Genomic DNA, 16,326 nt, shown 5'->3' on the forward strand with positions numbered 1-16,326 from the left:
TCGGCGAGGCACGTTGTGCCCGCCTCTGAGCGACAACACTTGTGTTTATTCGGCGTTTGCCTTGGTACTCGGCCGCGCCTGGCGCATTCCCACCTCCCCCCAGTTTGTCGCTCAGAGGCGGGCAAAAGGCCGCACACCTCAGTGCCCTTCGAGGATCCGCCGCTTCTCGGCCTGGAACTCCTCTTCGGTCAATGCCCCGGAATCCCGCAGCGCCGCAAGCGTTTTGAGGCGCTCCAGGCGAACGCCGTCGTCGGTGGGTTCGTATGCCGTGGTGGGCGACTGCTGGGGTGTCGGCCATGACCCCTCTACGACGGCCGCCGCCGCCTTGCGCCGGGTGCTGCGCAGCCAACGCCCCGCCACAATCGAAGCTGTCAGGCCCACCACGAACATCCCGACGAACAGCCAGATCAGAAATCCGTAGGAGCTCGAGTGGCCGAAGGCGAGTCGCGGTGCGATGAATCCGTTGACCTGGCCGTCCGTGGTGATGTTGTAGGTGCCGTCGGCCGGAATCTGGGCTACCCACACCCGCACGTGCGCGTCATTGTTGACTGAGGTTGTGCTGCCGATGTTTTCCGTCATCGTCGGCTGCGCGACGCCGTCGGGCGGCGAAATCGTGATGCCGAGCGGCGGCACCGGCAACCCACCGTTTGGGCTGCCGATCACGATGGTGTGCAGGCTGACGGTGACTTCACCCTTTGGCAGCTGCAGGCTGCCCGAACCGGGGACCGGAACCTCGCCGTAGGCGTTGTAATCGTCCAGAAAGAATACGTTGAGAACGATGGCGACGACGATGCCGGCCAGTGACATGATCGTGACGACGACGGCTGAGACAAATGAAATCTTGGCGGGCAGTCTGCTCCACATTCCCGGAGTGTGTCACCGCTAGTGACCAGGGGCCAGCGAAAGAGCACACTGATACCCATGTCGAACGATCTCGTCGCCACCGTGCCGGACCTCACCGGGAAGCTGGTCGTCATCACCGGTGCCAACAGCGGTCTGGGCTTCGGGTTGGCCAGGCGGCTGTCGGCGGCCGGCGCCGACGTGATCATGGCCATCCGCAATCGGGCCAAGGGTGAGGCCGCGATCGAAGAGATCCGCCACAGCGTGCCCGACGCGAAGCTGACCATCAAATCCCTCGACCTGTCGTCGCTGGCGTCGGTCGCCGCGCTGGGTGAGCAACTCAACGCCGAAGGCCGTCCGATCGACATTCTGATCAACAACGCCGGGGTGATGACGCCCCCGGAGCGCGACACCACCGCCGACGGCTTCGAATTGCAGTTCGGCAGTAACCATCTCGGGCACTTCGCGCTGACCGGGCACGTGCTGCCGCTGTTGCGCGCCGCGCAGCGTGCCCGCGTGGTCTCGCTGAGCAGCCTCGCGGCCAGCCAAAGCGGCAAGATCCACTTCGACGACCTGCAGTTCGAAAAGTCCTACGCGCCGATGTCGGCCTACGGCCAGTCGAAGATCGCGGTGCTGATGTTCGCGCGCGAGCTGGACAAGCGCAGTCGCGCCGGCGGCTGGGGCATCGTCTCCAACGCCGCACACCCCGGCCTGACCAAGACCAACCTGCAAATCAGCGGACCCTCTTACGGTCGCGAGAAGCCGGCGCTGATGGAGCGCTTGTACAAGACGTCATGGCGCTTCACGCCGTTCCTGTGGCAGGAGATCGACGACGGGATTCTGCCCGCGCTGTACGCGGCGGCCACGCCGCAGGCCGAGGGCGGCGAGTTCTACGGACCCCGCGGTTTCATGGAGCTGGCCGGCGGTGGTGTGAAAGTAGCCAAAACGCCGGCGCGGGCCCGCAACGAGGACGATTGCCGGCGACTGTGGGAGATTTCCGAGGAACTGACGAAAGTCACCTATCCGGCGACCAACTAGCAACTGCCGCACAGCTTTTCGCGGCGGGCTCCGCCTACCTCTGTCAAATGCACCCCGGTGCATATGCCCTCTGGGCATGCACATGACCGCTGGTCACGCAGAAAAGATTGCGGTAACGAGAGTTTCGACACAGCGCGGCGACGGGTAACCGAGACCGGACTGCGACTCAACAAGGGGGTATTCGAATGAGCGTGCAGGACGAAAGAACAGCTGGTGACGAGGACGACCAGCAGGTGAGCGGTAAGTCCGGCGACAGCGACCGACCCGAAGGTGTCAAGGGCGACCAGCATCCGCAAGAGAAGCCGGAGCCCGACGAGGACGACAAGAAGGCAGCCGCCGAGATGATGGTGGCCTACGAGGACCGGCCGACGCTGGTACTGCCGGGATCCGGTGGGGCGGTCTCGGGCACCGCGGTCAACGACTGGCTGGACGAGGACGGCAATCCGAAGACCACCGACGGCCCGGCCAACAAGGATTCGGACGGCGACGGCTCGGACGACAAGGCCCGGCAAGAGCAGGTCGAAAAAGACAAGGCCTTGAACGAAGAACTCAGGAAACTCGCCGCCGAGGAGAACAAGGGCGAAAAGCGGCCCGCGACCGGCGCTAAGTAGTTACACGCCGCCAAATCCGGGAATCGGCAAGCCCAGTCCAGGAATTCGCGGGATGGGCGGAATCGCCGGGATCGGCGGGACCCGGGGTGCGGGCGCCGGTATCGCGGGTATGGGCGGCGGCGCCGGAGCCTCGACGGGAGGTGGCGGCGGAGCCGCCGGGACCGGCGTGTCGACCGCCGCGGGCGGTGGCGGGTCCACGGCCGCAGGGGCCGGAGTATCCGCGGGAGCGGGAGCGTCGGCCGTCGGCGGCGGCGCGGCCGGTTGGGGTGCGGCCTGACCCGTCATCGGCGCCTGGCTCGGCGGGGCAGGTTGCGGCGCAGCACCGTTGGCAGACGGCGCGGTAGCCGGTGTCGTCTTCACACCCGGGTTCGGCGTTGTGGCGGGTTTGTCGTCGGACAGGCCGATCGCCAATGCGATGCCGACCAGCAGTACCGCCACGGCCGTGCCGATGACCACCATGCCCGGCACCCGCGACCAGGGAACCACCGGCGTCTTTTTCTCCCGGCGTGGCCGCCCGGGCTGTTCGAAGTTCAACGCCGGTCGCGCCGACGTATACCCCGACCCGCCAACATGATTCGGGATTTGCTCGGCCGCAGCGGGGGCAGCGGGCATCATCCGCGACTCGTCGCCGGCCTCCGACCACGCCAGCGCGGGCATCAGCCTCGACACCGGCTCCGGGGCATCGGTCAGCGCGGACGGGCGCTCCTCGACCGCGACCGGTGCCGCTGGTGCCGCCGCCACGGCTGCCGCGGTCGCGCGGGATACCGACGGAGTCAGCAATGTCGCGCTGGTCTCCGCCGGCCCACGCGTCGCACGCAACGCCCCACCGATGGCCGGGGCCAGGTGCGGTCGCGGCGTCGTCACGACCGGAACCCTCAAGTGACCGGAGAGCATCGTGGTTACCGCCGGGATGTTGGCGCCGCCGCCGACCGACACCACCGCGATCAGATCACGAATCCCGTTGCGCACCAACGTTTCATCCAGCACCGCAACGAAATTGGTCAGGGAGGTACGAATCGCGTCGTCGAGTTCGTTACGGGTGAGCCGGATTTCGCCGGGTATGCCCGGCAGCCCCTCGGCCAGGGTCGCGACCGTGGTCGACGAAAGTTGTTCCTTGGCAATGCGGCATCCGGTGCGCAGCCGGCTCAGCGGCCCGATCGCCGAGGTGCCGGACGGATCGAAGGAATCGGCGCTGGGCAGGTTGGCCAACACCGTGGTCAACAGCGCCTGATCGATCAGGTCACCGGAGAAGTCGAGGTGCCGCACGGTCGGGGCAATCGGCTGATAGTCACCGGCGGCGTCCATCAGCGTGATGCTGCTGCCGCTGCCGCCGAAGTCGCATACCGCGACGGTGCCGCGCGCCGGGATGCCGGGGTTGGCCCGCGCCGCGAACAGCGTCGCGGCGGCATCGGGGATCAACGTCAGCGGCCGCTCGCGGTTTGCCCATTCGGGCACCCGGCTCAGCGCGGAACCCAGCGCGTCGACGGCGTTCGATCCCCAGTGCGCGGGGTGGGTCACCGCGACGTTTTCCGGAAGGCCGGCGCCATTGGTGGCGGCGTACGCCAGGGCACGCAATCCGTCGGCGGCCAAGACATCGCTGCGGTGCACGGAGCCGTCGGCCGCCACGATGCCGATCGGGTCGCCGACGCGATCGACGAAGTCGGTGATCACCAGGCCCGGCTGGTCCAGCCGCGGATTCTCCGACGGCACCCCGATCTCGGGCAGGCGCTCGCGGAACAGCGTCATGACAGGCTTGCGCGTGATGGCCTGGTCGGCGGTGACCGCGGCGAAGTTGGTGGCACCAATCGAGAGCCCCAGCGCGGGCGTAGCTCCGTCTGACATGGTCCCAATCCCCGTTATCGAGCGGTATGCCCCCGCATCCGCCTACCCCGATTTTGACGGTTATACCTATAGCCAATCTCTGCGTTGGCTATGCGTGAGCTGTATAACGTCTCGGCTCAGTCTAAAGCCCTGGTCACCGTATGTTGCCGGTTCCCGCGATAAGCGGAAGATCCAGCGGCGTGACCCAGCCGGGGCGCAGATCGTTGACCGCCGGCACCGCATTCAATGCCCGCAGTCCGGTCGCCAGGCACCCGGCCGCGGCGGCGTCGCGGCCGGAGCCGTCGGTGAACCGGAACGCGGTCTCCTGGAAGATGCTCGGGGTTCCTTCGATGTCCACGCGGTAGACGTCGTTGTCGTGACCGGTCGGCCAGTCGGGCGCGGCGTCGAGTCCGATGCGGTTGACGTGCTCGAGCTGGATGCGAGTCTCGCCCTTGTAGACGCCGCTGATGGTGAACCGGACGGCGGCGACGTGCCCGGGCTTGATGACGCCCCGCGCGGAGTTCCGTTCGGTCGGAGTCACCCACTTGTCCCAGGTGGTGGTGATCTCGTCGAGCATGATCCCGGCGGCGTGCGCGATCATCGGGACGGTCGCGCCCCAGGCGAAGATCAGCATGTCGCGGTCTTCGAGCATCGGCTTGAATTCGGGCTCGCGGCCGATGCCCATCTCGAACTCGTAGTCACCCTCGTAGTTGGTGTAGTCCAGCAGCTCGGATGCCCGCACCTTGCGGATCTCCGATGTCAGGCCCATCAGCGTCATCGGGAACAGGTCGTTGGCGAATCCGGGGTCGATGCCGGTGGTGAAGCAGGACGACTCACCCAGCTCACAGGCCTCGGTGATGGGCTCGATCCAGTTCGGCGGGTTCAGGTGCATCGTCGGCCACACCCATGGCGTCATGGCCGTCGAGCACACGTCGATGCCGGCGCGCAGGAAGCTGGTGATCAGCTTGATGTTCTCTTTGGCGTGCATCGCCGTCGGGCCGTAGTGCACCAGCGCGTCGGGCTTCAGCGCGATCAGCGCGTCCATGTCGTCGGTGGCCAGAACGCCCACCTTCTCCGACATCCCGCAGATGTCGCCGACGTCGCGGCCGACCTTGTCCGGATTGCTGACGCCGACGCCCACCAACTCAAACAGCGGGTGCTTGACGATCTCGGGGATCACCATCCTGCCCACGAAGCCGGTTCCAAACACCACCACGCGCTTTGAGCTGCTTATCGACATACCCAACCTTCCGGTCACCAGCCCCCCGCTTCACATTAAGTGGGCGACAGGTGTGGCACCTAACATCTGACTGTGCGAACAGGGATGCCGCGATGAGTCGCCCCGACGCCGCTATTAGTAAGGGCCCGGTCTGGCTCACCCGGAATGTGTGGGTGCTGTCGCTGGTGTCACTGCTGCAAGACGCCGCGAGCGAGTTGCTTTACCCGCTGCTGCCGATTTACTTGACGACCGTTTTGGGGGCGCCACCGTCGGTGGTCGGGGCGGTGGAAGGCGCCGCGGAGGGCGCCGCGTCGATCACCAAGCTGGTGTCGGGCCCGTTGGGCGACCGCTTTTCCCGCCGGCCGCTGATTGCGACCGGATACGGAATGGCGGCGCTCGGCAAGGTCTTCGTCGCCGTCGCCAGCGCGTGGCCCGGCGTGCTGCTCGGACGGGTTGTCGACCGATTGGGCAAGGGACTGCGGGGTGCGCCACGCGATGCACTGCTGATCGACGGAATCGATGCCGCCCAGCGTGGCCGGGTGTTCGGGTTCCACCGCGCGTGGGACACGCTCGGCGCGGTCATCGGGCCGTTGCTCGGGCTGGCCGGATATGAGCTGTTTCATCACCGGATCGGTCCGGTGCTCTATCTGGCGGTGATCCCCGCTGTGCTCAGCGTGCTGGTCATCGCCTGGGTTCGGGAACGACCGCGAGAGGTGCGGCGAGGCACCGGCGTTCGTGTGTTCGCCGAGACCCGGCTGCTGCCCCGCCGGTACTGGGCGGTGGTTTCGTTTCTGGTGGTGTTCAGCCTCGCCAACTTCCCTGACGCGCTACTTCTGTTGCGGCTCAAGGAGATCGGCTTCTCGGTGGCCGATGTCATCCTGGCCTACGTCGGCTACAACCTGGTCTACGCGGTGGCCAGCTTCCCGGCCGGGTGGCTGGCGGACCGTTTCGGTCGTTCGGTCGTCTACGCTGCCGGTCTGGTGTTCTTCGCGATCGGGTATATCGGTCTGGGCATCACCGCCGACGCGGCGCTCGCGTCGGCCCTGATCGTCGCGTACGGGATGTTCACCGCCTGCTATGACGGCGTCGCGAAGGCCTGGATATCGACACTCGTCGGGGAATCCCTGCAATCGAGCGCCCAGGGCGTCTTCCAGGGGCTCAGCGGGTGTGCGGTGCTGGCGGCGGGCCTGTGGGCCGGCTTCTTGTGGGGCGCCGACGGTCGGCTGCCGTTGCTGATCTCGGGTGGGGTCGGGGCGGCGTGCGCTGTTGTTCTGCTGGGCGCCCTGGCGGTTCGCCGCATCGGCCGGGTCTCCTGACAGCGTCTGACGCCAACCGCTTCCCTACCGTCGCCGGTGGTGACACGATGCAATTCATGAGAACGCACCTCGCCGCACCGTCGATGCTGCTGGCTGTCGGTTTCGGGTTCGCGAACGCCTGCGGCGTCGCGCACGCCATTCCGCAGATGCCCCAGGTCCGTTACGAGGTCAATGGCCCGGCGGTCGCGCAGTTCATCTACTACCAAACCGACACCGGGCAGTTGCATCAGGTGAACGCGCCGCTGCCCTGGTCCACCGAGTTCACCGCGTTCGGCGGGCAGGTGTTCGCGATCAGCGCGCAGGGGCCGGGCCCCATCTCCTGCAAGATTTTGATGGACGGCAACGTGGTCAGCGCCGCGACGGCGACGACGGGCGTTCCCGCGAGAACCGTCTGCACGCACTGATCCGGGTCTAGGCTCCGCAGTGTCAGCTCTTGATACCCCTTTCAACGTCGAAGGGAAGGCCACGTGAGTACCGAAACCGGTATTGCGTCGCGACCGAATGGAACACCCCCGCCCGAACTCCCGCTCGCCGATGTCCAGCTCGAGTCGCTCGATTTCTGGGTGCGCAACGACGACCTGCGCGACGCGGCTTTCGCCACCTTGCGCCGGGAAGCCCCGATCTCGTTTTGGTCGCCGATTCAGTACGAGGGATTCGAGACCGGCAATGGGTATTGGGCGCTGACCAAGCTCGACGACGTCCACTTCGCCAGCCGCCATCCCGACATCTTCAGCTCCGCCAGCGGCATCACGATCAACGACCAGACACCGGAATTGGCCGAGTATTTCGGCTCGATGATCGTGATGGACGACCCGCGACACCAGCGGCTGCGCTCGATCGTCAGCCGGGCGTTCACACCGAAAGTCGTTGCCCGCATTGAGGCTTCGGTGAAGGCGCGGGCCCACCGCTTGGTCACCTCACTGACCGCCAACCATCCCGACGGCCAGGCCGACCTCGTCGCGGAGCTGGCAGGGCCACTGCCGCTGCAGGTCATCTGCGACATGATGGGCATCCCGGAAGAGGACCATCAGCGAATCTTCCACTGGACCAACGTGATTCTCGGGTTCGGCGACCCCGATCTGACTTTGGATTTCGAAGAGTTCATGCAGGTGTCGATGGACATCGGCGCCTATGCGACCGCGATGGCCGACGACCGCCGGTCCAACCACCACGACGACCTGACCACGGCGCTGGTGGAGGCCGAGGTCGACGGCGATCGGCTTACCTCCCAGGAGATCGCGTCGTTCTTCATCCTGCTGGTAGTGGCGGGCAACGAAACCACCCGCAATGCGATCAGCCATGGCGTGCTGGCCCTGTCGCGCTTTCCCGAGCAACGGGAGAAGTGGTGGTCCGACTTCGAGGCCCTGACGCCCACCGCGGTCGAGGAGATCGTGCGGTGGGCCTCCCCGGTGATCTACATGCGCCGCACCCTGACCCGCGACTTCGAGTTGAGCGGCGTCAAGATGGCCGAAGGCGACAAGGTCGCGCTGTACTACAACTCGGCCAATCGCGACGAGTCGCGGTTCGACAACCCGTGGGCTTTCGATGTCGCGCGCAACCCCAATCCGCATCTGGGCTTCGGCGGCGGCGGCGCACATTTCTGCTTGGGCGCCAACCTGGCTCGTCGCGAGATCCGGGTCGTCTTCGACGAACTGCGCCGCGAAATCCCCGACGTCACGGTGACCGGCAAGCCAGCGCGGTTGCTGTCCCAATTCATTCACGGGATCAAGACGCTGCCGGTGTCCTGGACTACCCCGGGCTAGGGCCTCCGAAGCCACGCCGGAAGCCACAGCGCTCGCGATATCAGCAGCACCGCCCGGGATTACGCTGGCCGGATGACAGCCCCCGCGTTTCCCGCCCCCGAAGTGCTGGCCGCACGCCAGAAACTCGTGCTCGACCACTTCCACGACGAGGTCCGCCAGGACTGGGACGACGTGCTGGCGACCTTCCCACACCCCCACTACGAGCTGATCCCGCAGCTGGTCGTCCACGACGGACACGACGCGGTGCGTGGCTACTACAACTACACGCGCACCGCGTTCCCCGATCAGGACCACGAAATCATCGCGCTGCGGCACAGTGCCGACGCGGTGATCGTCGAGTTCTGGTTGATGGGCACCCATCGTGGTTTCCTCGGCAAGGTTCCGCCCACCGGCAGCCGCTTCCGGGTCCGCATGAACGCCTACTTCGTCTTCGACGACACCGAAACGCTTGTCTGCGAACGCATTTACTTCGACACGCTGACGATGATCAAACAGCTCCTCGGCGGGCTGGACATGAAGAAGCCGGCGAACTGGCTACTGGCCGCACGCGCGGTGCGGGGCCTGTTATCGATGGCTTCGGAGAAACCGGACCCGGCGCTGACCAATACCGTACCGCCGGCGTTCACCGTTCAAGACGGCCACCAGACGCCCAGCTGATCGGCGAGGTCGAGGAAGTCCGAGGCGTTGATGTCGAACTCGTCCGAATACTCCACGTCGGGATCGCCGTCGGCGCCGAATTCCAGCGGACGCGCGATGAACGCCGTGCGAAAACCGAGTTCGGCCGCCGCGCGGAGGTCGTATTTATGGCTGGCCACCATCATGATCTCGGCCGGTTCCAGGCCCAGGTAGGTCGCCGCCATCCGATAGATCGCCGGGTCCGGCTTGAAAACCCCCGCCATCTCGGCGGCGAAGATCGCATCCCACGGCAATCGCGCACGCTTGGAGATATTGATGACGGCGGACACGTCGGCGTTCGACAGCGTCGCCAAGGTGAAGTCGCTCTTCAGCCAGGAGAGCCCGGGTGCGACATCCGGCCAGGGCTCGAGTCGTTGCCAGGCCAGGGTGAGTTCCTCGCGCTCGGCATCGGTGAAGCCGTCGATGCCGCACTCGGCCAGCAGGGTGTCCAGCGCGGCGCGGTATACCGAGTGCACCGAAACCCATCCACTCTGGCTGCTGCGCGCAGCCTCGAGCGTGGCGAAGTAGCCTGCCCGCCAACGCCGGACCAGGTCGGGCCAATCGAGCTCCGGGTGACGTCCCGCGCTGATCCGGTGCGCCTCGTCGCAGACGGTCGAATGGAAATCCGTCGCGGTGCCCTGCACGTCGAACAACAACGCCTTAACCACAACCTTCATCATGCAACGGCGCGGCAGAAGGCGCGCTGGTCAGCAACGCGGTTAGTTAAAATCATGGGTAAAGAAATGCTTGTTCCCATATCTCCTGCGAGGTAGCCGTGTCCGACAAGGCCATCACCGAGCGTCACCTGGACAGCACGGAAGAGCCCGACTACCGGTTCACCATGGCCAACGAACGGACCTTTCTGGCCTGGCAGCGCACCGCGCTGGGGCTGCTCGCGGCGGCGGTCGCCCTGGTGCAGCTCGTTCCGGAGATGACGGTGCCGGGTGCCCGCCGCCTGCTCGGCCTCGCCCTCGTGGTGCTAGCGATCCTCACCAGCGGGATGGGGCTGTTGCGCTGGCAGCAGGCGGATCATGCCATGCGCCGCGGCGACCCCCTGCCCCGTCATCCGTCGCCGGCCTACCTCGCGGTCGGTCTCAGCCTGGTCGGGGTCGTCGCACTCGGGTTGGTCGTTCTGAAGGTCGTCTCGGGTTGACGGCGGCGCACGGCAATCCGGTCCGCGGGCTACAGGCCGAACGCACCACGCTTGCCTGGTCCCGAACATCGTTCGCGTTCCTGGCCAACGGCGTGCTGCTGGCCGTCAGGGAAATCCACGGTGCCCGGGGATGGCTGCCGTTGATCCCGGCGGGTGTGGCTCTGCTAGCGGCAATGTGTACCTACCTGATCGCGTTCCGGCGCCAGGCGATCCTGCAGCGCCGACCGCTCCCGGCCGACATCAGCCCTCGTCGCCCCGTGTACGTCATCGGAATCGCCACGCTGCTGCTCATCGTCATGGCCACGGCCGCGCAGCTGGTGTAAGCGGTTTCACCCGCCCTTTGCGTTCACCATGACCAAACCTGCTGTTTACCATAACTTTTCGGTGCGCCCCTGCGGATGCGGCTTGGCTGAATAGCTCCTTACAATCGGCGTGCCGCTGGGATCCAATGCAATGTATCGGGAGGCAGGACATGACGACGACGGGTTTGCCGGAGACGCCGCGCGGCGTCCGTCTTCGCAGGCAGGCAAACCTGGTCGCCGGCTTCGGTCTGGCGCTGCCGGTCGGCGCGGGCGCGCTGGCCGTTGGCCTGCTCAGCCGCAACCGTCGACGCGGGCTGAACTTCTTCCTGTCCACCTGGCCGCAGTTGTTGCTCGCCACCAACGGCATTCGCTACCGCGTGATCGGCACCGAGAACTTGGCGGCCCAGCGCCCGGCCGTCTTCCTCTACAACCATCGCAACGGAGTCGACCCCTTCATCGCCGCCGCACTGCTGCGCAACGACTGGATCAAAATCGCGAAGAAGGAACTGGCGAGCGACCCGATCATCGGCACGCTGCTCAAGTTGAACGACGGCGTCTTCCTCGACCGCGACGACCCCGCCGCCGCGGTGGAAACCCTGCACGACGTCGAGGAACGCGCGAAGCACGGCCTGTCCATCCTGATCGCCCCGGAAGGCACCTCGCGCGACACCATGGCCGGGGTGGGGCCGTTCAAGAAGGGAGCGTTCCGGATCGCGATGGCCGCGGGCATTCCGATCGTGCCGATCGTGATCCGCAACGCCGAGATCATCGCCGCCAAGAACTCGCTCAAGATCACCCCGGGCACAGTCGATGTCGCCGTGCTGCCGCCGATCCCGGTCGACGAGTGGACGCTGGAGACGCTGCCGGAGCGCATCGCCGAGGTGCGTCAGCTCTATCTGGACACGCTCGCCGATTGGCCGACCGAAGTCCCCAAAGCAGCCGTCCCAGGCTGAGTTTCAGCGACCGTCCAGAAACGCAACGATCCCCTGCGTGACGGCCGCCGCGTACTTCGCGCGTCCGTCCGCGCTTTCCATCAGCGCCGCTTCGTCCGGATTCTTCATGTTGCCCAGTTCGACGAGCACCGCCGGGTACTGGGCCAGGTTCAGCCCGGCCAGGTCGGCGCGACCGTAGAGGCCGTCCGACCCGACGTAGGTGGACGGATGAAAACCCGCTTGCACCAGGGCGTCTCGCATCGTGTGGGCCAGTTGCACCGCCGGGACGGCCTGGACGTCGTTGAGTGGCGGGGCCGAGTAGTTGACGTGAAATCCGCTGCCGGACGGGGGACCACCGTCGGCGTGAATGCTCACGATTGCATTAGGGTGCATCGCGTTCGCCTGCGCGGCGCGCTGGTCGACGCACGGCCCGACGGAGCTGTCGTTGTCGCGGGACAGCGCGGTATTCACACCCAGCTGCCGCAGCGAGTCATTGATCAGGCCGACGACGGCCCAATTGAACGCATGCTCCGGATAACCACCGGTCGTCGCGGTGCCCGACGTTTGGCACGCTTTGGTGCCACCCCGGCCGTTCGGAACTTGCTCATTGATCGAGGCGTCATTGACGGCGTTGTGGCCCGCGTCGAGGAAGACCGATGAGCCGGCGGCTGATGCGCACGGGGCAACAAGCGTTGTCACACCGAACAACGGGGCCGCACCGGCAACTTTCAAGACGTCGCGTCTAGAAACAGATTTCAGCCGGGCGAGCCCCCGATACGCAGCCGGATCGCTCACCGCGCGATGGTAACAATCCGTCTGTATCCTCAAGATCAAGCCGATTGATTTGTAAAGGCACGACATCGGGACCGGCCAGCAGTCCTTCGGTATTGACCGGGGATATCAGGCCGTACAAGACCACCACCGAACTTCTGCGTGTCGCTTTTGTGGTCCTTGGCAACGGTGGTGAACTGGTCTTGGAACTCAAAGGTTTGGGATGGGCACCGATGGGCACTTACTTCGGCATGATCGCCGGTCACATCATTCGATTCATCAAACCCACCGCGATAGCAGCCGTGGGCCTTGGTAGCAGTTTCCTAGTCTCCCCTACTCCGTCGGCTCTGGCCGAGCCATGTCCCGACGCCCAAGTGGTGTTCGCGCGTGGCACGGGCGAACCGGAGGGCATCGGTCCCACCGGGCAGGCCTTCGTCGACGGTCTGCGCGCGCGCGAAGCCGGAAAATCCGTCGACGTCTACGCGGTCAACTACCCCGCCAGCAATGAGTGGCAGACCGGCCTTGACGGAATCAGGGATGCCGGCGCTCATGTCGTGTCGATGGCGAGCAGTTGCCCGAAGACCAAGATGGTGCTCAGCGGATTCTCGCAGGGCGCGGCCGTGATGGGCTTTGTCACCTCGGCGCAGGTGCCCGACGGTGTCGACCCGGCAACCGTGCCCAAGCCCCTGGCACCCGAAATCGCCGACCACGTCGCGGCGGTGGTGCTCTTCGGCACGCCCAACGTGCGGGCGATGAACTTCTTGGGCCAGCCGCCTCTGGTCATCGGGCCGATCTATCAGGCCAAGACGCTCAAGGTCTGTGCGACGGATGACCCGGTGTGCTCGGACGGCATGAACTTCGCCGCCCACGACACCTACGCCGACGGCGGCGCCTACATCGACAAGGGTGTGTCCTTCGCCGCCAGCCGACTCGACGACACCGCCAGCGGACCGGCCATCGTGGTGCACGCGCCGACCGATACCGGATTCGGCAACTGACCGCCTGAACATACTAAAAAGTATGTTACCGTGGCCGCATGTCCGCGGTTGCCAGCCGCCCGTTGCACGGAATCACCGACGAATTCGTCGCGCGGTTAGCGGCGCGTGCCGAGGAGGCCGAGCAACTGCGGCGCCTGCCCGCGGCGACGGTCGGCGAGTTCAGGCAGACGGAGCTGTTCCGGCTGCTGCTCCCGGACCGGTTCGGTGGTATCCAGGCATCGTTTCCCGAAGTGCTGGAACCGATTCGGCTGATGGCACACGGCTGCGCGTCGAGCGCGTGGACGCTGGGGTTCTACGCGCTGCATAACTGGATGCTGTCGCTGTTCGACCCGCGGCTTCAGGAGGAAGTGTTCGCCTCGGGTCCGGTACTGGCGCCGGCGCCGTTGGCCCCGACCGGCCGTGGCACTCCGGTCGACGGCGGCGTGCGACTGACCGGCAAGTGGTCATGGGCAACGGGGGCGATGGACGCCGACTGGGTGATCGTGGGTGCGCTGATCGAGCGCGACGACGGCATCGTTGCGGCGCTCGTGGTGCTGCCCGCCGACCAGGTCGAGGTCGACGACGTATGGCACACCGCGGGCATGCGCGCGACCGGCTCCCACGACTTGATCGTGACCGACGTCTTCGTCCCTGAACACCGCATCGCGAGCGTGGCCGACATCTACGGCGGCACGGCCCCGGGCGCGCAGGTGCACGGGGCGGCTACCTACCGGTGGCCGCTGGTGCCCGCGCTCGCGTTGGTGGCCTCGATGCCGGTGCTCGGTGCCGCCGAACGGGTGACCGAGCTGTTCGCCGAACGGCTAAGCGGCCGCGTGCTGGCGTATAGCGGTGTGGCGCAAAAGGATCAGCCCGCCGCGCAGATCAGGTTGGGCGATGCGACCGTGCGGCTGCGCGCGCTGCGGGCGCTGGTGGCCGAGACTGCCGCGACCATCGACGAGCTGGTGGTCAGCGGTGAACGTGTGCGTCGATCCGTCCGGGCGAATGCCCGGCTGGCCGCGGCGTACACCGTGCACGAGTGCCGGGCGATCATCGCCGATCTGCTGGAGGCCGCCGGCGCGAGCGCTCACTTCTTGTCCAGCCCGCTGCAGCGCGCCAAGCGCGATGTGGACATTGCCGCGGGCCATGTCGTGTTCGACTACGACGTGAGCCGGGAGTTGGCCGGGGCGTTGGCGATTGGCGCCAAGATCTCGCCGATCGCGATGGTGTGATTACTTCGCGTCGGCCAGCATCAGGTCCAGGAAGCGTTCGTGTTGAGCCAGCTTCTGCGCTTGGCCGGGCGAGGCGGTGAGGTGCAGCAGTCCGATGCCCGCCGCGAAGGTCAGCTCGGCGCGCAGTTTGGCGTCCTCGTGGCTGAATCCACATTCACCATAGGCCTTCGTGACGGCGCGAAGCAGCCGGCGATCGGCGTCGCGAATGTTCGCGGCGGCGGTTTGATCGGTGCGGGCCCACTCTCGCATCGCGCGTTCCAGCATCCAGTGTTGCGGCCTCACCAAGGAAATCATCAAGGCGGACAAGCGTTCCCGGGGCGGCAGCGCGTCGATCTCGGCCAGGATTTGCCGATCCTCCTCGCGGAACGCATTCCACGAGTCGACCAGTGCGGCGCGGTAGCCGTCCATGTCCTCGAAGTGCCAGTAGAAGCTGCCGCGGGTGGCGCCGACTTGTTGGCACAGCCGTTCGATCTTGAGGGCGCGCGCCCCCTCCTCGGCGAGCAAGGTGTAGCCGGCCTGCAGCCAGTCGTCGGCTGACAGACGCGTCAACGGGGGCTTGCGCGCGACCACGTTGTGCAACGTTACGGGCAATCAGGACCGCATCGTTAGACTTGTGCAAAATTAGTCACCGATGGGCAGCGTGGGCAGCCGCGCGGAGTCGTCGAGGTCGACGTCGAGCGCATTGAGCATCAACGCCAGGCCCGCGTACCTGCTGATAATCATCAGCACTTCCACGGTGGCCTCCGGCCCCAGGGCCGTCCGCACGCTTTCGAAAAGCGAGGCCTGCACCGCGCGCGTACTGACAAGTTCGGTTGTCAGCCGTAAGACCGCGAGTTCGGTCCCCTCGAAATAGCCTGTTTCCCAATCGGACTCGGTGGTAACCGCGTTGATCTCGTCGGCGCTGACGCCGCCGTCGCGCGCCACGTCCCGGTGCTGGCCGAGTTCGTAGGCGCAGTCCATCAGATAGGCGGTGCGCAGCGTCACCAATTCGCGCAGCCGCCGCGGCACCACCGGACTCGTCAGGCCACCACGCCCGGCCATCATCCAGCCGGTGTACACGTTCTCGGCGTTGGCCATCGTGCGGTAGACGTTGAGATTGCCGCGCTCCAAGGTCAATTCGCGAGCTTGGTCGTTCATGTCTTCGGGCCGCAGGTACGGGATGCGCGTCATTCGATCTCCAAGTCCACCGCGTTGAGCACCAGCGCCAGCCCGTAGTAGCAGCCGACGAGGGTGAGCAATTCGGTCAGCGCCGCGTCGCCGAACACGGCCTGGGCGGCGTCGAAGGACTCGTCGCGCAGGTGGTGGGTGGTGCACAACTCGGTGACGACGTCGAGCGCCGTGCGTTCGTCGGCGCTGAAGCCGGCGTCATCGAGGTCGCCCGTGGCCAGGGCCTCGAGCTGGTGCTCGGTCAGCCCGGCGGCGCGGCCCATTGGCAGATGCTGGGCGAGTTCGTAGGCTGACTCCTGCAGGTTGGCCACGCGCAGCACGATCACTTCGCGCAGGCGCGCGCTGAAGGTCGGGCTGGCATACAGCTCGTCCACCTGTTGTATCCATCCGGGAAATACGTTGGGCGCGTTGGCCAGTAGCCGGAACACGTTGAGGTTGCCGCGACGGGCCGCCCACTCGCGGGTTGACTCGGGCTGCTGGTCGAGGTCGGCTAACGGGAGGCGTGTCATGGC

The 16,326-nt window shown here is 66.3% G+C and carries 18 protein-coding genes and 1 pseudogene; 11 read left to right on the forward strand and 8 right to left on the reverse strand.

Going from position 1 to position 16,326, the window contains the following annotated elements; translation table 11 throughout:
- Positions 1-138: 138 nt before the first annotated feature.
- Positions 139-864, reverse strand: coding sequence for an SHOCT domain-containing protein (locus MAAFP003_RS17220; protein ID WP_096288796.1), 726 nt, complete (start codon positions 862-864; stop codon positions 139-141).
- Between the two features lie 57 nt (positions 865-921).
- Between MAAFP003_RS17220 and MAAFP003_RS17225 the strand changes: the two genes are divergently transcribed.
- Positions 922-1,878 carry an SDR family oxidoreductase gene (locus MAAFP003_RS17225; protein WP_096288798.1) on the forward strand — a complete coding sequence of 319 codons (957 nt, stop codon included), beginning with the start codon at positions 922-924 and terminating at the stop codon, positions 1,876-1,878.
- 185 nt (positions 1,879-2,063) lie between these two features.
- A complete protein-coding gene (locus MAAFP003_RS17230) occupies positions 2,064-2,489 on the forward strand; it encodes a hypothetical protein (protein ID WP_096288800.1) in 426 nt (141 codons plus the stop codon).
- Here MAAFP003_RS17230 and MAAFP003_RS17235 read toward each other — a convergent pair whose 3' ends face one another.
- Together MAAFP003_RS17235 and MAAFP003_RS17240 are read right to left on the reverse strand one after the other, a co-directional pair.
- Entirely contained in the window at positions 2,490-4,331 is a 1,842-nt protein-coding gene (locus MAAFP003_RS17235; RefSeq protein WP_096288802.1) for an Hsp70 family protein, read from the reverse strand.
- Between the two features lie 133 nt (positions 4,332-4,464).
- Positions 4,465-5,550: an NAD(P)H-dependent amine dehydrogenase family protein gene (locus tag MAAFP003_RS17240; RefSeq protein ID WP_096288804.1), complete on the reverse strand. Its 1,086-nt coding sequence runs from the start codon at positions 5,548-5,550 to the stop codon at positions 4,465-4,467.
- Between the two features lie 92 nt (positions 5,551-5,642).
- Here MAAFP003_RS17240 and MAAFP003_RS17245 point away from each other — a divergent pair, with 92 nt between their 5' ends.
- From MAAFP003_RS17245 to MAAFP003_RS17260, 4 genes are all read left to right on the forward strand, one after another.
- The gene (locus MAAFP003_RS17245; protein WP_096288806.1) at positions 5,643-6,845 is read left to right on the forward strand and encodes an MFS transporter; all 1,203 of its coding nucleotides are present in this window, start codon (positions 5,643-5,645) and stop codon (positions 6,843-6,845) included.
- Positions 6,846-6,901: 56 nt separating this feature from the next.
- Positions 6,902-7,249 (forward strand): MmpS family transport accessory protein, encoded by a 348-nt coding sequence (locus tag MAAFP003_RS17250; RefSeq protein WP_207768549.1) that lies wholly within the window; start codon positions 6,902-6,904, stop codon positions 7,247-7,249.
- 63 nt (positions 7,250-7,312) lie between these two features.
- Entirely contained in the window at positions 7,313-8,608 is a 1,296-nt protein-coding gene (locus tag MAAFP003_RS17255) for a cytochrome P450 (protein ID WP_096288810.1), read from the forward strand.
- 72 nt (positions 8,609-8,680) lie between these two features.
- Complete coding sequence (locus tag MAAFP003_RS17260) at positions 8,681-9,265, forward strand: ester cyclase (RefSeq protein WP_096288812.1); 585 nt, start codon at positions 8,681-8,683, stop codon at positions 9,263-9,265.
- Here MAAFP003_RS17260 and MAAFP003_RS17265 read toward each other — a convergent pair.
- Positions 9,238-9,960, reverse strand: a complete 723-nt coding sequence (locus MAAFP003_RS17265; RefSeq protein ID WP_165796423.1) for a haloacid dehalogenase type II — start codon at positions 9,958-9,960, stop codon at positions 9,238-9,240. The genes MAAFP003_RS17260 and MAAFP003_RS17265 overlap by 28 nt on opposite strands.
- Positions 9,961-10,124: 164 nt before the next feature.
- Between MAAFP003_RS17265 and MAAFP003_RS17270 the strand changes: the two genes are divergently transcribed.
- The 3 genes and pseudogenes from MAAFP003_RS17270 to MAAFP003_RS17280 all read left to right on the forward strand — a co-directional run.
- Entirely contained in the window at positions 10,125-10,436 is a 312-nt protein-coding gene (locus tag MAAFP003_RS17270; protein ID WP_096291229.1) for a DUF202 domain-containing protein, read from the forward strand.
- Positions 10,433-10,759 (forward strand): DUF202 domain-containing protein, encoded by a 327-nt coding sequence (locus MAAFP003_RS17275; RefSeq protein WP_096288816.1) that lies wholly within the window; start codon positions 10,433-10,435, stop codon positions 10,757-10,759. The genes MAAFP003_RS17270 and MAAFP003_RS17275 overlap by 4 nt, the downstream gene beginning before the upstream one ends.
- A 182-nt stretch (positions 10,760-10,941) precedes the next feature.
- Positions 10,942-11,664, forward strand: a pseudogene (locus MAAFP003_RS17280) (lysophospholipid acyltransferase family protein); the annotation flags it as partial.
- Positions 11,665-11,694: 30 nt separating this feature from the next.
- Here the strand turns inward: MAAFP003_RS17280 and MAAFP003_RS17285 are convergent.
- Complete coding sequence (locus MAAFP003_RS17285) at positions 11,695-12,465, reverse strand: Rv3717 family N-acetylmuramoyl-L-alanine amidase (protein WP_243394090.1); 771 nt, start codon at positions 12,463-12,465, stop codon at positions 11,695-11,697.
- Between the two features lie 209 nt (positions 12,466-12,674).
- Between MAAFP003_RS17285 and MAAFP003_RS17290 the strand changes: the two genes are divergently transcribed.
- Together MAAFP003_RS17290 and MAAFP003_RS17295 are read left to right on the forward strand one after the other, a co-directional pair.
- Positions 12,675-13,439, forward strand: a complete 765-nt coding sequence (locus MAAFP003_RS17290; RefSeq protein WP_096291230.1) for a cutinase family protein — start codon at positions 12,675-12,677, stop codon at positions 13,437-13,439.
- A 38-nt stretch (positions 13,440-13,477) separates the two neighbouring features.
- Positions 13,478-14,647 (forward strand): acyl-CoA dehydrogenase family protein, encoded by a 1,170-nt coding sequence (locus MAAFP003_RS17295; RefSeq protein WP_096288822.1) that lies wholly within the window; start codon positions 13,478-13,480, stop codon positions 14,645-14,647.
- On the opposite strand, the gene MAAFP003_RS17300 is transcribed toward MAAFP003_RS17295, so the two are convergent.
- The 3 genes from MAAFP003_RS17300 to MAAFP003_RS17310 are packed head-to-tail and all read right to left on the reverse strand — an operon-like array spanning position 14,648 to position 16,323.
- Positions 14,648-15,217, reverse strand: coding sequence for a TetR/AcrR family transcriptional regulator (locus MAAFP003_RS17300; RefSeq protein ID WP_096288824.1), 570 nt, complete (start codon positions 15,215-15,217; stop codon positions 14,648-14,650).
- A gap of 51 nt (positions 15,218-15,268) precedes the next feature.
- The gene (locus MAAFP003_RS17305; protein ID WP_096288826.1) at positions 15,269-15,817 is read right to left on the reverse strand and encodes a carboxymuconolactone decarboxylase family protein; all 549 of its coding nucleotides are present in this window, start codon (positions 15,815-15,817) and stop codon (positions 15,269-15,271) included.
- Positions 15,814-16,323: a carboxymuconolactone decarboxylase family protein gene (locus MAAFP003_RS17310; RefSeq protein ID WP_096288828.1), complete on the reverse strand. Its 510-nt coding sequence runs from the start codon at positions 16,321-16,323 to the stop codon at positions 15,814-15,816. Before MAAFP003_RS17310 ends, MAAFP003_RS17305 begins: the two co-directional genes overlap by 4 nt.
- Between the last annotated feature and the right edge of the window lie 3 nt (positions 16,324-16,326).

The organism is Mycobacterium ahvazicum (assembly GCF_900176255.2).
Lineage (GTDB): Bacteria > Actinomycetota > Actinomycetes > Mycobacteriales > Mycobacteriaceae > Mycobacterium > Mycobacterium ahvazicum.